Annotated in this window: 14 protein-coding genes and 1 pseudogene; 6 read left to right on the forward strand and 9 right to left on the reverse strand. The window is 63.2% G+C overall.

The annotated features are described in order from the left end of the window. Window positions 1-199: 199 nt before the first annotated feature. The 5 genes from AC1M2H_RS11520 to AC1M2H_RS11540 all read left to right on the forward strand — a co-directional run bounded on the left by AC1M2H_RS11520 (window position 200) and on the right by AC1M2H_RS11540 (window position 5,232). On the forward strand, window positions 200-1,099 hold the full coding sequence (locus tag AC1M2H_RS11520) for an alpha/beta hydrolase (RefSeq protein ID WP_480151443.1): 900 nt from the start codon (window positions 200-202) through the stop codon (window positions 1,097-1,099). A gap of 199 nt (window positions 1,100-1,298) precedes the next feature. Beyond that, a complete protein-coding gene (locus AC1M2H_RS11525) occupies window positions 1,299-2,738 on the forward strand; it encodes a circularly permuted type 2 ATP-grasp protein (protein ID WP_480151444.1) in 1,440 nt (479 codons plus the stop codon). Beyond that, a complete protein-coding gene (locus AC1M2H_RS11530; protein WP_480151445.1) occupies window positions 2,732-3,661 on the forward strand; it encodes an alpha-E domain-containing protein in 930 nt (309 codons plus the stop codon). The genes AC1M2H_RS11525 and AC1M2H_RS11530 overlap by 7 nt, the downstream gene beginning before the upstream one ends. Beyond that, window positions 3,658-4,473, forward strand: a complete 816-nt coding sequence (locus AC1M2H_RS11535) for a transglutaminase family protein (protein WP_480151446.1) — start codon at window positions 3,658-3,660, stop codon at window positions 4,471-4,473. The genes AC1M2H_RS11530 and AC1M2H_RS11535 overlap by 4 nt, the downstream gene beginning before the upstream one ends. Window positions 4,474-4,491: 18 nt before the next feature. Then, window positions 4,492-5,232 carry a proteasome-type protease gene (locus AC1M2H_RS11540; RefSeq protein ID WP_480151447.1) on the forward strand — a complete coding sequence of 247 codons (741 nt, stop codon included), beginning with the start codon at window positions 4,492-4,494 and terminating at the stop codon, window positions 5,230-5,232. Here the strand turns inward: AC1M2H_RS11540 and AC1M2H_RS11545 are convergent. From AC1M2H_RS11545 to AC1M2H_RS11570, 6 genes and pseudogenes are all read right to left on the reverse strand, one after another. Further along, window positions 5,229-5,339, reverse strand: a pseudogene (locus AC1M2H_RS11545) (AraC family transcriptional regulator); the annotation flags it as partial. The gene AC1M2H_RS11540 and the pseudogene AC1M2H_RS11545 overlap by 4 nt on opposite strands. Window positions 5,340-5,341: 2 nt before the next feature. Next, window positions 5,342-6,427, reverse strand: coding sequence for an ABC transporter ATP-binding protein (locus tag AC1M2H_RS11550; protein ID WP_480151448.1), 1,086 nt, complete (start codon window positions 6,425-6,427; stop codon window positions 5,342-5,344). Further along, window positions 6,414-7,376 (reverse strand): carbohydrate kinase family protein, encoded by a 963-nt coding sequence (locus AC1M2H_RS11555; protein WP_480151449.1) that lies wholly within the window; start codon window positions 7,374-7,376, stop codon window positions 6,414-6,416. Before AC1M2H_RS11555 ends, AC1M2H_RS11550 begins: the two co-directional genes overlap by 14 nt. Window positions 7,377-7,378: 2 nt before the next feature. After that, window positions 7,379-8,218: a carbohydrate ABC transporter permease gene (locus tag AC1M2H_RS11560; protein ID WP_480151450.1), complete on the reverse strand. Its 840-nt coding sequence runs from the start codon at window positions 8,216-8,218 to the stop codon at window positions 7,379-7,381. Beyond that, window positions 8,208-9,116 (reverse strand): carbohydrate ABC transporter permease, encoded by a 909-nt coding sequence (locus AC1M2H_RS11565; protein ID WP_480151451.1) that lies wholly within the window; start codon window positions 9,114-9,116, stop codon window positions 8,208-8,210. Before AC1M2H_RS11565 ends, AC1M2H_RS11560 begins: the two co-directional genes overlap by 11 nt. A 9-nt stretch (window positions 9,117-9,125) precedes the next feature. After that, the gene (locus AC1M2H_RS11570) at window positions 9,126-10,373 is read right to left on the reverse strand and encodes an extracellular solute-binding protein (RefSeq protein ID WP_480151452.1); all 1,248 of its coding nucleotides are present in this window, start codon (window positions 10,371-10,373) and stop codon (window positions 9,126-9,128) included. A 222-nt stretch (window positions 10,374-10,595) separates the two neighbouring features. On the opposite strand from AC1M2H_RS11570, the gene AC1M2H_RS11575 reads away from it, so the two are divergent. After that, window positions 10,596-11,768, forward strand: coding sequence for an ROK family transcriptional regulator (locus AC1M2H_RS11575; protein ID WP_480151453.1), 1,173 nt, complete (start codon window positions 10,596-10,598; stop codon window positions 11,766-11,768). Between the two features lie 29 nt (window positions 11,769-11,797). Here the strand turns inward: AC1M2H_RS11575 and AC1M2H_RS11580 are convergent, their stop codons facing one another. From AC1M2H_RS11580 to AC1M2H_RS11590, 3 genes are read right to left on the reverse strand one after another with little or no spacing between them, the layout of a single operon-like run. Then, window positions 11,798-12,757, reverse strand: a complete 960-nt coding sequence (locus AC1M2H_RS11580; protein WP_480151454.1) for a sugar-binding transcriptional regulator — start codon at window positions 12,755-12,757, stop codon at window positions 11,798-11,800. Between the two features lie 4 nt (window positions 12,758-12,761). Beyond that, complete coding sequence (locus tag AC1M2H_RS11585; RefSeq protein WP_480151455.1) at window positions 12,762-13,205, reverse strand: 6,7-dimethyl-8-ribityllumazine synthase; 444 nt, start codon at window positions 13,203-13,205, stop codon at window positions 12,762-12,764. 49 nt (window positions 13,206-13,254) lie between these two features. Next, window positions 13,255-14,187: a sugar phosphate isomerase/epimerase family protein gene (locus AC1M2H_RS11590; protein WP_480151914.1), complete on the reverse strand. Its 933-nt coding sequence runs from the start codon at window positions 14,185-14,187 to the stop codon at window positions 13,255-13,257. Window positions 14,188-14,191: the final 4 nt, after the last annotated feature.

Genomic DNA, 14,191 nt, shown 5'->3' on the forward strand with positions numbered 1-14,191 from the left:
ATTTTGCCACTGCGATTACTATCAGAAAACCTTAGACGAATATCCGCCGCTACGCGTGTCGCAGCTAACATTTTGGCTGAAAACAGATAATTTACCTGCATTATTCGGCGGCGCGGGTAAGAAATAAAACGCCAGTCGCCACATTTGGGCCACAATAATGTGCTGCAATAAGCGCAACTCAAACTGACCGGAGCTGCCGGTGAATCGACGTCATTTTCTGCTGTTCAGCGCGGCGGCGCTGCTGATAACCCACCGTACGCAAGCCGGCGACAGCGCTGAAGAAACGCTGCCTTTATGGCCAGAGACGCCTCCGGGGGGCGGCGGCCCTGGCGGCGCCGTGCGGTTGTCGACGCGCGGCGCGCTGAGCCATATCGCCCGGCCGTCGCTGGCGGTATGGCGGCCGGCGGTACCCAATGGTCACGGCGTACTGGTGGCGGCAGGCGGCGGATACCGGCGTATTGAGATGGCGAAGGAGGCGTGGCCCGCCGCCCGCTGGCTCACGGCACGCGGCTATACCGCCTACGTGCTGAGCTACCGCCTGCCCGGCGAAGGCTGGGCGGCGGGGGGCCTGGCGCCGCTGCAGGATGCCCAGCGGGCGCTGCGCCTGATTCGCCAGCGCGAGAAAAAGGTCAGTCTGCTGGGCTTTTCCGCCGGCGGCCACCTGTTGGGAATGGCCGCCTGCCGGGCCGATTTTGCCTCTTATCCGCCGCTCGATGCGGCTGATGCGCTGCCCGCCCGCGCCGACGGGGCGGCGCTGATCTACCCGATTATTTCCCTGGAGTCGCCTTACAGCCATACCGCCACCCACCGGATCCTCGCCGGGCCTCACGCCTCGCCGGCGGTTGACCGCGCCTGGTCGGTACAGACCTACGTGAGCGGGCGCACGCCGCCCTGTTTTTTGGCCCAGGCGCAGGACGATCCGGTGTCCGATCCGCACAACACGCTGATTATGGCCGCCGCCTGCCGCCAGCACCGGGTGGCGGTGAGCCTGTATCGCTACGCCAGCGGCGGCCACGGCTTTGGAATGGGGCGACCGGGCACGCCAACCGTCGAGTGGCCGGAGCGCTATGCGCGCTGGCTGGAGGCGCTCTCGCCGTAATGGCGCAGCGCCGCTTTCCGTGCCTCATCGTGGTGCAGACCGGGCGGAATATAAGGAAAATAGCGGGTTGTTTTTTGCACAATCAGGCGGCGCGAGGCTGCGGGCTTGCACAGCGAGGTCATCGGCCGTGACCTGGCATAATTAATGCTTATCTCTTTCCGGGGTTACCCCAAAGTGAGTACAACCGGAGGAGACGGCCATGATAAAAATAACGCTTCCTGACGGGCATTATTATGACGAGATGCTTACCGTCGGGGGACAGCAGCGCCAGCACTATAACGCCTGGTGGCAATGGTTTCACAACACCGATCAATTCTCTATCCGGCAAAAAAAGGAGCAGGCGGAGCTGCTTTTTCACCGTATCGGCATTACCTTTAACGTCTACGGCGAAGGCGAGGGGACCGAAAGGCTGATCCCGTTTGACAGCGTGCCGCGCATTATTCCCGCCGCCGAGTGGCGGCGCATCGATCGCGGCATCCGCCAGCGGGTGAAGGCGTTGAACGCCTTTCTTTACGATATCTACCACGAACAGAACATCCTGCGCGCCGGCCTTATTCCGCCGGAGCAGGTGCTGGCCAACGAACAGTACCAGCCCTGCATGCAGGGGATTAATCTGCCCAATAATATCTACGCCCATATCACCGGGGTCGATATGGTGCGCAATAGCGACGGCCAGTACTACGTGCTGGAGGACAACCTGCGCACGCCGTCGGGCGTCTCCTATATGCTCGAAAACCGCAAGATGATGATGCGTCTCTATCCCGAGATGTTTGAGCAGCACCACATCGCGCCGGTGGAGCGCTATCCGGGCTATCTGCTGCAAACCCTGCGCGAAAGCTCGCCGGTGGACGATCCCTGCGTGGTGGTGATGACGCCGGGGCGCTTTAACAGCGCCTATTTCGAGCACAGCTTTCTCGCCCAGCAGATGGGGGTGGAGCTGGTGGAGAGCGCCGATCTGTTTATTAAAGCAGGGGCGGTCTACATGCGCACCACCGAGGGGCCGCGGCGGGTGGACGTGATCTACCGCCGGGTCGACGATGCCTATCTTGACCCGCTGGCCTTCCGCGCCGATTCGATGCTCGGCGTTCCCGGCTTGCTGTCGGTGTACCGCGCGGGCGGCGTGGTGCTGGCGAACGCGATCGGCACCGGCGTGGCCGACGATAAATCGATCTATCCCTTCGTGCCGGAGATGATCCGTTTTTACCTAGGCGAACAGCCGATCCTCAACAATATCCCGACCTGGCAGTGCCGCAAACCGGAAGACCTGCAGTACGTGCTGAACAACCTCGAGCAGATGGTGGTCAAGGAAGTGCACGGCGCCGGCGGCTACGGCATGCTGGTCGGCCCGCGCTCGACGAAAGAGGAACGCGAGGCCTTCCGCCAGCGTCTGCTGGCAAACCCGGCCAACTACATCGGCCAGGATACGCTGGCGCTCTCAACCTGTCCGACCTTCGTTGAGGACGGCCTGGCGCCCAGACATATCGATCTGCGTCCTTTCGTGCTTTCCGGCCAGGAGATTCGCCTGGTGCCCGGCGGCCTGACGCGGGTGGCGCTGACGGAGGGTTCGCTGGTGGTGAACTCGTCGCAGGGCGGCGGCACCAAAGACACCTGGGTGATGGAGGATGACGAATCATGCTAAGCCGTACCGCGAGTGAACTGTTCTGGATGGCGCGCTACCTCGAGCGCGCGGAAAGCTACGCCCGGGTGCTCGACGTGACCTGGAAGCTGTCGATGATCCCCCGCCACAGCCAGCAGGCGCGGGATCTGGCCCTGCCGCTGAACCTGTCGCAGACCCACGAGCTGTTTCAGGAGCGCCACGCGCGCTTCTCGATGGGCAACCTGTTCAACTTTTTTGCCCTCGACGGCAACAATCCCGGCAGCATCTACAGCTGCGTCGAGATGGCGTGGAATAACGCCCACGCGGTGCGCGGCAGCCTCTCCGCGGAGGTTTGGGAGTGCATTAACGCGACGCGGATTGAGCTGCGCCGGCTGCGCCAGCAGGGGATAAGCGAGCTCGGCAGCGACGGCTTCCTCGAGTGGGTTAAAGAGCGGGTGCACCTGTTTCGCGGCGCGGTGCTGGGCACCCTGCTGCGCAACGACGCCCTGAGCTTTATCGGTATCGGCACACTGATTGAGCGCGCCTACGCCACCACCCAGCTGCTGCTGATCAAGGACCAGCAGCTGAGCAGCGACCCGGACCCGGTGCGCGAATATTACCGGCTGGATACGCTGCTCAACGCGGTCAGCGCCCGCGAAGCCTACAACAGCCTCTATCGCCAGCCGGTGAGCCGGGAGACGGTCATGGAGCTGCTAATTTTGCGCAACGACGTTCCGCGCTCGCTCCGGGCCTCCATCTCCGACCTGATCGGCCAGCTGGAGCATATCGCCAACGATCGCTCCCATCTGCCGCTGCGCCTGGCGCATCAGCTGAACGTCGACCTGCGCTTCAGCACCCGGGAAGATCTGGCCGGCGCCGATCTGCAGAGTTACCTCAACGGACTGCTGGCGCGAATCAACGCCCTGTCCGACAGCATCAGACAAACTTATCTGGAGGCGCTATGAAACTGGTTATCGACCACCTGACCCGCTACGGCTACGATGAAGAAGTCAAGTTTTCGACGCAGTACCTGCGCCTGACGCCGCGCAGCTCCGGGCGGCAAAAAATCAGCTCCTGGACGCTGACGCTGCCGGACGGGGCGAGCATCGCGACCACCGACGCGTGGGGCAACGTGCTGCACGTGCTGACGCTGGATAACCCGCATAAAGAGATCGCGATCCGCGCCAGCGGGGTGGTCGATATCGCGCAGGAGGACGAGGAGAGCGGGGGAGACGACGAGGAGCTGCTTTCGCCGCTGGTCTTTCTGCGCTGCACGCCGCTAACCTGTGCCGACGAGCGGATCCGCGAGTTCGCCCGCGGCCTGTATCGCGCCGACGAGCCGGAGGAGAGCCTCAATCAGCTGATGGCGGCGCTGCTGGTCAGAATGCCCTATTCGCCGGGGGCCACCCAGGTGCAGGACTCCGCCGCCGACGCCTTCGCGCGATCCAGGGGCGTATGCCAGGATCATACCCACGTGTTCCTCGCCTGCTGTCGGGCGATGGCGATCCCGGCGCGCTACGTTAGCGGCTATGTTTATAGCGATAACGCGCAGCACGTGGCGATGCACGCGTGGGCGGAGGTGTGGCTCAACGGGCGCTGGAAATCGTTTGATATTACCAATAATACCCGTAACCTGAATCAGCACCTGCGGCTGGCGACCGGGCTGGACTATCTTGACGCCTGTCCGGTACGCGGTACCCGGCTGGGGGGCGGCGGGGAAATTATGTTAACCAACGCTGAAGTGCGCGAGCATTCGCAACAGGCGCAGCAGCAATAAAGGCAGGAACGGAGAACGATGACCTACTGTGTGGCCATGTGTTTAGCGGACGGGCTGGTATTCGCCTCGGATTCGCGCACCAATGCGGGTGTGGATCATATTGCGACCTTTAAAAAGCTTCATGTTTTTCAGCAGGAATCCGAACGGGTGCTGGTGCTGCAGTCCGCCGGCAACCTGGCCACCACCCAAAGCGTGATTAGCCTGCTGAGCGCGCGAATTCGCACCCAGCAGGAGCCGAACCTGATGCAGGTCAGCTCAATGTATGACGCGGCGATGCTGGTGGGCAAAACGCTGCAGGAGGTCATCCAGCGCGACAGCAGCAACCAGCAGAACTGCGGCAATACCAACTTTAACTGTAACCTGCTGCTGGGCGGCCAGCTGGCGGGGGAGACGCACCGCCTGTTTCATATCTACCCGGAAGGTAATTTTATTGAGGCTACCCGCGATACGCCCTATTTCCAGATTGGCGAAAGCAAGTACGGCAAGCCGATTATCGACCGGGTGCTGACCGTCGACACGCCGCTGGAGCAGGCGATGTGCTGCGCGCTGATCTCCATTGATTCGACGCTGCGCAGCAACCTCTCCGTCGGCCTGCCGCTGGATACGCTGCTCTACCGCAGCGGTAGCCTGAGCGGCGCAGAGCAGCATCGCATCACCGAAAGCGACCCTTACTTCAACACCATTCGCAGGGCGTGGTCCGAAGGGCTGCAGAGTACCTTCCAGAAGCTGCCGCCGTTCGCGCCGGATCGCGAGCGCTAAACCGCCGCCGATGACGAAAGATAGCGCCCCGGCGTCATCCCCGTCATGGTGCGGAAAAAGTAGATAAAGGCGCTGTCGCTGGCGAAATCCAGCGCCTGCGCGACGTCGGCTAGTCCTCCTCCGCCAGCCGCTCGCCGCTGGCGGCGTCGAAGAGGTGGATTTTCTCGCGTCGGGCGGCGAGATTCAGCGGCTGCTGGAGCCGGGCGTCGATCCGTCCGGCGACCTGCACGTGAACCGGGAACCCCTGCCAGTCGAGATGCAGCAGGGTGGACTCCCCGGTAACCTCCATAATATTAACCGTCCCGGGCAGGCCGTCGGCGACCGGCTGGATATCCTGCGGGCGCAGGCCAACGGTGACCGGCGCGCTTCCCTGGACCGCCGCCGCCCGATGCCAGCGTTCCGGCAGCGCCAGCCACAGCTCGCCGCAGCGCACGCCGGGAACCCCGTCGCGGCTGACGATCTCTCCCGCCAGCAGGTTCATCGGCGGCGAGCCGATAAAGCGGGCCACGAAGGTGTTGCAGGGGCGATCGTAAATCGCCAGCGGCGGCCCCTGCTGGACGATAAGGCCCTCGCGCATTACCACGATTTGATCGGCCAGGGTCATGGCCTCAACCTGATCGTGGGTGACGTAAATCATGGTGGTTTTAAAGCGCTGGTGCAGGGATTTGATCTCCGCCCGCAGCTCCATGCGTAGCTGGGCGTCAAGGTTGGAGAGCGGTTCATCAAACAGGAAAACCTGCGGGTTGCGTACCATCGCCCGGCCCATCGCCACGCGCTGGCGCTGGCCGCCGGAAAGGGCGCGCGGGTAGCGGGCCAGCAGCTTATCGATCCCCAGCAGGCCGGCGATATGCTGAACTTTGCTTTTCTGCGTCTCTTTATCGACCTTTTTGACCTGCATATGGAAGGCGAGGTTTTCGGCCACCGTCAGATGCGGGTAGAGCGCGTAGCTCTGAAAGACCATCGCCACGTCGCGATCGGCGGGGTCGAGATCGCCGATCGGCCGGCGGTTCATCAAAATTTCACCGGCGGAGAGGGCCTCAAGTCCGGCCAGCAGCCGCAGCAGGGTCGATTTTCCGCAGCCGGAGGGCCCGACCAGCACCGTGAAGCTGCCGTCAGGAATGGTTAAATCCAGCGGCTGAAGGACCGCCTGTTTGCCGTAATGTTTGGCGACTTTTATCAGCTCAACGCTGGCCATCGGCGGCCTCCTCAATGTGGTGTTGCAGGGTTCGCCAGTCGGGATAGCGGCGGGGGGAGGTGCTAATGGCGTGGGCGGCAACGGCGTTGCCCCAGCGTAGCGCCTGTGATGCCGGCTGGCCGTTTAACAACCCGGCGAGAAAGCCGGCGTTAAAACTGTCGCCCGCGCCGATGGTGTCAATCACCTCGACCGGCTTCACCGGCGCGCGGTCGCCGCGCTCTGCGGTCCACCACCAGGCTCCCTCGGCGCCGCACTTGACGATGCAGCCGCCCCGGCCGCTGAGCCGCGACGCCAGGCTGCGGGCCGCCTGCGGCAGGTCGCTCATCGCGGCGAGGCCGAGAGTTTCCACTTCGTTGAGCAGCAGCCAGTCGCAATCGACCAGCCACTGGTTCGCCGCTTCGCGCAGCGCCGGGTCCCAGCTTTGCGGCGGCCAGCCGGTATCCACGGCGATCTGGAAACCGCGCTGGCGCAGCGCCCGCAGCAGCGCGGGATAGTGCGGTAGCAGGGCGGTGCACAAAAACGTCCCGCAGAGCAGCACGATATCGCCGGCCGTCGCCCGTTCGGGAAGCTGGGCGAGAACGTCCTCGGCGGAGAGGCGGGTAATATGCCCGTAGTTGCTGAGGAAAGATCGCTCTTTATCCGGATGCGTGACCGCTACCGTCAGCGAGGTTTCGCAGGCGTACTGCGGCCAGCGCTCGGCGCTGCCCGGAAACTGGTCCGCCAGCCAGGCGGTAAAGGCGTCGTCGCCCTGGCAGCCGATGGTGCGATGCGGGATCTGCATGGCGGCCAGCGCCAGGGCGCAGTTGCCCGCCGAGCCGCCGGGGCGCAGGGCGCTATGCTCCAGCATCACCTCCGTCCCCGGCTGCGGCCACTGCGCGAGGGTGCCCATAATCAAATCAATATTGTAGTTGCCCGCGATATAGATCACGGGCGCGGCGAGCTTGTGCATAGTTATCCTTTACTTCCACCGTTAGTGAGGCCGCTGACCAGCGTTTTTTGTAACCAGATAGCGATAAACAGCGGCGGGACCGAGGCGAGAATGCCGACGGCGGCCACCAGACCGTCGTCGGTGGCGCGTCCGGCGGTAAACCCGGCGATGGTGACCGGCAGGGTCTGGGCGGCGATATTGCTGGTAAACAGCAGCAAATAGAAAAACTCGTCCCACGCCAGCAGCCAGCCGAACAGCGCCGAGGCACCGAGCATCGGTTTCGCCAACGGTATGGTGATACGCAGCAGCACCTGCCACACCCGCAGCCCGTCGAGGCGCGCGGCCTGCTCAATATCGTGCGGCAGGGCGTCGAACTGGTTTTTCACCATCCAGGTGAGGAACGGCATAATCAGCGAGCAGTAGACCAGCACCAGCCCGCTGCGGGTATTAAGCAGGCCGAAGTGTTCGAGAATAAAGTACAGCGGCAGGACGAAGGCCACCGGCGGCACCATATAAATACCGAGACCGGCGTACAGCCAGCCGTCGCGGCCCGGATAGCGCGAGAAGCTGAAGGCGGCGGGCACCGCCAGCAGCAGCGAGAGCAGCGTGGCCCCGGCGGCGACCAGCAGGCTGTTGCGCAGCGCGGGTAAAAATAGCGCCCCCGGCTCGCCGGGCTGCAGGGAGAGCAGGCGGCCGTAGCGGCTAAAGTCCCACTGCCGCGGCAGCCACTCCAGCGGCACGCGGGTCAGATCGGCCGGGGTGCTGACGCTCATCAAAAATAACCACAGCATCGGCGCCAGAATCGACAGAGCCACCAACAGCGCCGCCAGATAGCGCAGGAGAGTACGGATTTTACGCTTCATATTCGGTGCTCCGGCGGCGCTGGCGCAGCAGCATAAACAGATACAGGGCGATCAGTAGCGCGCACATCAGGGTCATCAGAATGGCGTAGGCCGCGCCGCTGCCTGCCCGCAGATAGCTGAAGGACTCCTGATAGACGAAAAAGCTGAGGGTTTTGGTGCTGTCGAGTGGGCCGCCGCGGGTCATCACGTAGATGATATCGAACACCTTGAAGGCGTCGATGGTCCGCAGCACCAGCGCCACGCCCAGCGGGGCGGCGATGGCCGGGAAGGTGATGGCGCGAAAGCGCCGCCACGATCCGGCCCAGTCGAGGCGCGCCGCTTCGTACAGATCCTCAGGAATCGACTGCAGCGCCGCCAGCACCAGCAGCGTGACCAGCGGATAGTTTTTCCAGATATCCGCCAGCATCACCGCATTCAGCGCCGAGTCCGGCGACCCCAGCCAGCTGCGGTAGCCGTCGATAATCCCCAGTTGGCTGAGCAGCGCGTTAATGCTGCCGTAGTCCGGGTTAAAGTTAAGCCGCCACATCATCGCGTTGACGATGGTCGGCAGCGCCCAGGGCAATATCACCAGCACCCGCAGGATATTGCGTCCGACAAAGCGCTGATTGAGCAACAGCGCGACCAGCACGCCGATAACGCCCTCAATGGCGACGGAAACCACGGTAAAATAGAGCGTACGGGCGAAGGCGGCGCGAAAATCCGGGTCGGTCAGGGCATAGAGGTAGTTCTCCAGCCAGACGTAGTTCGTCGCCTCGCCGTTGCCCACCAGCGCGGTATCGGTAAAACTTAGCCACAGGGTGCGCGCCAGAGGCCAGGCCGTCAGCAGGAACATCGCCACCAGCATGGGCGCTAGCAGCACCCATGCCTGACGACGCTCGCGTTGTTGCAAGCTCAGCATCAAAGGTCCTTAACGCAGGCGGGCCGCGCTTTTATCAACGGTCTGCATGGCGGCTTCCGGGGCTTCTTTACCCTGAAGCACTGCCTGAAGCTGCTGCTGCAGAGTATTGGAGAGCCGCGAATAGTCGGCGGTTTCCGGGCGCGACAGCATGACGTTCAGCGATTTATCCGCGGCGGCGATCAGGCTCTCCTGGCCCTGGGCGACCACCGGGTCGTGGTAGGAGGATTTCCACACCGGCAGGCTGAGTTTGGCGTATTTATCCTGCACCGGCTGCGAGGTCAGGTAGTGGATATACTGCCACGCCTGCTCCGGATGCTGGCTGGCTTTGGCGATGCCTAAACCCATCGAGCCGTTGACGGCGCCGGCCCTGTCCGGGGTATCGCCGGGGGCGGGAATAATGCCGACGTCGCCGGCGACTTTACTCTGTTTCGGGTCATTGGCCATGTTGTACATATAGGTCCAGTTCAGGGCGAACGCCGCGTCGCCGTTGGAGAAGGCTTTACGCACGTCCTCTTCGAGATATTCGCGCGAGGCGGGGTTGGTCAGGCCGTCGTCCAGCGATTGCTTCATCAGCGTGACCGCTTTCAGCGAAGCCGGCGTGGAGAAGTCGAGCTTGCCGCCCTCGTAGAACTTGCCGCTGAAGCCGGAGACGAGGGTGGTGTAGTCGCAGACCAGCGCTTCCGCCTGGGACCAGCTCCAGACCAGCGGGTATTTGACCACCCCTTTATCTTTAAGAATCTTGGCGTCGTCCAGCACCTGCTGCCAGGTGGTCGGCACCTGCTTGATACCGGCTTTTTCGAGCATGGCTTTGTTGTAGTAGAGATACTTGGTGTCGAGGATCCACGGCATCCCGAGGGTTTTGCCTTTGTAGACCACGGTATTCATTGCGCCAGGGAACACCTTCTCCCGCTCGTCGGCGGGGATCCGCGCCGAGACGTCCTGCAGCAGATCGAAGCGGCTAAACTCCGCCGGCCAGATGGCGTCGAAGAGCACCACACCGTAGCCGTTGCCGCCGGCGCCGCGCGCGGCGACGATCTTGTCATGCAGCGCTTCATAGGGGACGAACTCAAGGTTGATCTTAATATCCGGATTTTGCTTTTCGAAGTCGGCGGTCATCGCACGAATATCGTTTTCGCTGTACGCCGCCTGGGTCATAAACAGGGCGTTGACCTGGGTGGCGGCCGCGGCCGCGCTGCCGCTGATGACGAGCATAGCCAACAGACCGGCCTTCACCCGAAGTGTGCTGTGGTATTTCATGTTGCTCTCCGCTGTACTGGGAAAAAGGGGTTATGATTTATTAAATCAATTTGATTGATTTAATCGGGGCGACAATACAGCCGCAAGGTCATTCGTGGCCCTTGGGTAAGCGTAGCAAAGCCTGTGCCATGCGAAAGTCCGCCTGAGAATGTGATTGCGGGATTTGTGACGAGGGCTAGAATTGCAGCATCGGGCGCCTGGGAAAGGGAAGGTAGGGAAAGGATGAAAGCATCGGGAACAAACCTTGAGCACGCGCGGGTGCACAACCGGCGGGTGGTGATTGAGGCCGTGCGCCTGCACGGCAAATTAACCCGTGCCGAGCTGGCGCGCCTCACCGCTCTGACCCCGCAGACGGTCTCCAACATCGTCGCCGAACTGCAGCAGATGGAGATCCTTACCAGCCACGCGCCGCGGCGGGCGGCGGGGCGCGGCCAGCCCGCGGTGCCGGTGAGCCTCAACCCCTCCAGCGCCTGGTCAATCGGCATTCATCTCGATCACCAAACGCTGATCGTGGTGCTGGTCGATCTCACCGGCGAGATCCACTTTCGCCGGCTCATTTTGGTGCAAAAGCCCCAGCCTGGTGCCACCTTTGCCCGCATTGGCGAAGTGATGCAGGAGCTGCGCGCGCTACCTGGGCTCGACTGGGGTCGGGTGCTGGGGATCGGCGTGGTGATGCCCGGGCCGTTCGGCGTGGAGGGGATCTCCTCCACCGGGCCGACGACCCTTAACGGCTGGGAGGGGGTGGACGTCGAGGGCGAGCTGGCGCGGCTCAGCGGCCTGCCGGTGACCCTCGAAAACGACGCGACGGTGGCGGCCATCGGCGAACGCTTTCACGGCGTTGCCCGCCACCTCAACTCCTTCGTCTACCTCTATATCGGCACCGGGCTGGGCGCCGGTATTTTTACCGACGGACATATTTATACCGGGCACGCGCACAACGCCGGGGAGGTCGGGCATATCGTGGTCCAGCCCGGCGGCCGGGCGTGCTACTGCGGCAATCAGGGCTGCCTTGAGCGCTATGTTTCGCTGCAGGCGGCCTACGAGTTCTGCGGCCTTGACCCCTATCGGGCGCTGCCGGAAGATCTGCTGGCGGTCGACGAGGCGCTGTTCGACCGCTGGATTGAGACGGCGCTGCCGCCGCTGCGCCAGGCGATCAACCTGCTGGAGTGCGTCTTTGACGCCGAAACGGTAGTGGTGGGCGGGACGATGCCGGCGCCGCTGCTGGAAAAAGTGCTGGCGCGCCTGCCGCCGCTGTATCAATCGGTGCGCGGGCGCTACCTGACCGCAATGCGGGTAAAAATGGGCATGACCGGCACCGATACCGCCGCGCTCGGCGCCGCCGCGTTGCCTATTTTTGATGAGTTTAACCCGCAGTTTCAGGCGCTGATGAAGTAGCCCGGCGGCCGGGAAGGCGGCCGCTGGAGCTAAGGCTGAGGGGTGAGCAGGGCCCGGGCGGTCAGCTCGTCGGTAATCAATCCTCGCAGCAGGCCGCTGGCCAGCACCGCGCGCAGGGCCGGCACTTTGGCCGCGCCGCCGACGAGGGCGACAATGTTATCCCGCCCGTTTGGGTTCAGCGGTACCGCCATCGTTCTGGCGGTGAGGCCGTTATCGATCCGTTGCCCGCGGGCGTCAAAGAAGTGGCCGAGCATCTCGCCCACCGCGCCGGAGGCGGAGATCTCGTGCATCTCCTGGACCTCCAACATCCCGGCTTCCACCAGCTGCGCCGCCGGCTCCACGGTGCCGATGCCCACCAGTTTCAGCGTGCTCGCCGCCGCCATTTCAAAAATCTGGCTGACGCCGCGCTGAGAGAGCAGCACGTCGCGGTCTTCCACGGTGTTGGCAAAAAACGGCACCGGCATAATATAGGCCCTGGCCCCGGTTTTCTCGGCAATACGGTGCATCACGTCGTGCTGGTTGAGGGCGTAGTTGCGGGTCAGGCAGCCGAGCAGGGAGACAAAGCGCACCCGCTGCGCGTCAAGGCGCGGCAGCTGGTGGATAGCGGCCGACAGCGTGCGCCCGTGGCCCAGCCCGATGGTAATATCCGGATTATTCGCCAGCACCGTGCGCAGATAGTCCGCCCCCGCCACCCCTAAGGCGCGCACCGGCAGCCCCTCTTCGGCGACGTCCGGCGCCACGCGGCAGAAATCGAGCCCGTAGTCGTGACGCAGGCGCGACTCCAGCTCCACGCAGCCGACGATATCGCCGTCAATCGTCACCTTCACCGCGCCTTCCGCCACCGCGCGGGCGATCAGGCGATGGGTTTTGACCGAGGGAAGGCCGAGGCGTTTGGCCACCTCAGCCTGGGTGAGCCCGCCCACGTAGTGGAGCCAGGCCGCCCGCAGGCTCAGGGAGTCTTCGCCGTCGGGAAGAGAGGTAAGCTTCATCTTCTCAGGCTTTTGACAGCGGCAGACGATGGATCTGCAGGACCGCCTTCGCCGCTTCCTGGCCCTTTTTCACGAAGTGCTCGCGATAAAAATCGATAAATTCGGCGGCGGGCTGGAAGTTGTGCGGCGTCAGGGAGACCGAGAATATCGGTACTTCCGTGGCCAGCTGCGCCTGCATCAGGCCGCTGACTACCGCCTGGGCCACGAAGTCGTGGCGATAGATCCCGCCGTCAACCACCAGCGCGGCGCAGACGATGGCGTCATACTTGCCGCTTTTCGCCAGACGCTGGGCCAGCAGCGGCATTTCAAACGCCCCGGGGACATCCCAGCTGTCGACGGCGTATTCCGCCTGCTGGCGATCCAGCTCCTGGCGGAAGCCCGCTTCGGCCTGGCTGACGATATCCGCGTGCCAGTTGGCTTTGATAAAGGCGACTTTTAACGATGGCATGACTCACTCCTGTTAAACGGTCGGCATCGGGCGATGCGGACCCAATCATTTAGACCAGCAGATCCTCGACTCCGCTATCGATATAGGGGGCCCAGAAGGCCACGCTTTCAGCGATATCGGCGACAACCTGGCTATCGGTCGGTTCGCGTTCTTTAAAACTGAGCTCAAGGCAGATCTCGTTATCCTCGGCGCCGCCGCGCCTGAGCGCGTCGAGCAGCGGTTCGGGTTGGATCCGTCCGTTAACATTATACTGTAATGTAAACGGTCGATGCCCGCCTTTATCCAACATGCTTTGTTTAATATGGATAATCGGCGAGTCGCGGGGGACGGCTTCGGCCCAGGCATAGGGGTCATAGTCGCGCGGATCGGGGGAGGTGACGTCACCGTGGTCAATATCCGCCATCATCCGCATCGGCAGCGCCATCCCCGCCGCGCTAAGCCGTTCCTGCAGCGCCCGGCAGGCGGCAAGGGTTTCGCCAAACTCGCGCCCGACGCTCATCGGCTCCCAGAACAGGTACTGCAGTCCCGCCGCCTTCGCATGCTCCGCAACCTCCGCCCAGCACTCAACCGCCGCGTTGATTAAGCCCTCCCGCCGCCGCGGGTCGGTGAAGTCGCGGTAGGTAAAAATGGCGAACTGGGAGCCGACGGCGCGGCCGCCGAGCTCCGCCGTGATATCGGCAAAGGTTTTAAACCAGTCAATATAGTAGCGGCGCACGTCGGGGTCGGGATGGCCGAAGTGGTTCAGCCGCCCGTAGGGGCCGGTCATCCCGGAAGTGACGCGCACCCCGGTTTTCTGCAGGGCGGCGCGCGTTCTTCGCGTCATCCGGGTGATGGTCGAAGCGGGCCAGCCGGGATTGATAAACTCGTGGGTTAGCTGCAGGTCGCGGATGCGAATCCGCCGCGCCACGGTCTCAATCAGATCCTCAGGCTCGGCAAAGCGGTTAACCAGCGGATTGGTATTCAGGGACAGAGTCAGCGCCATCATC

It is taken from the genome of Klebsiella sp. F11, from assembly GCF_056712265.1.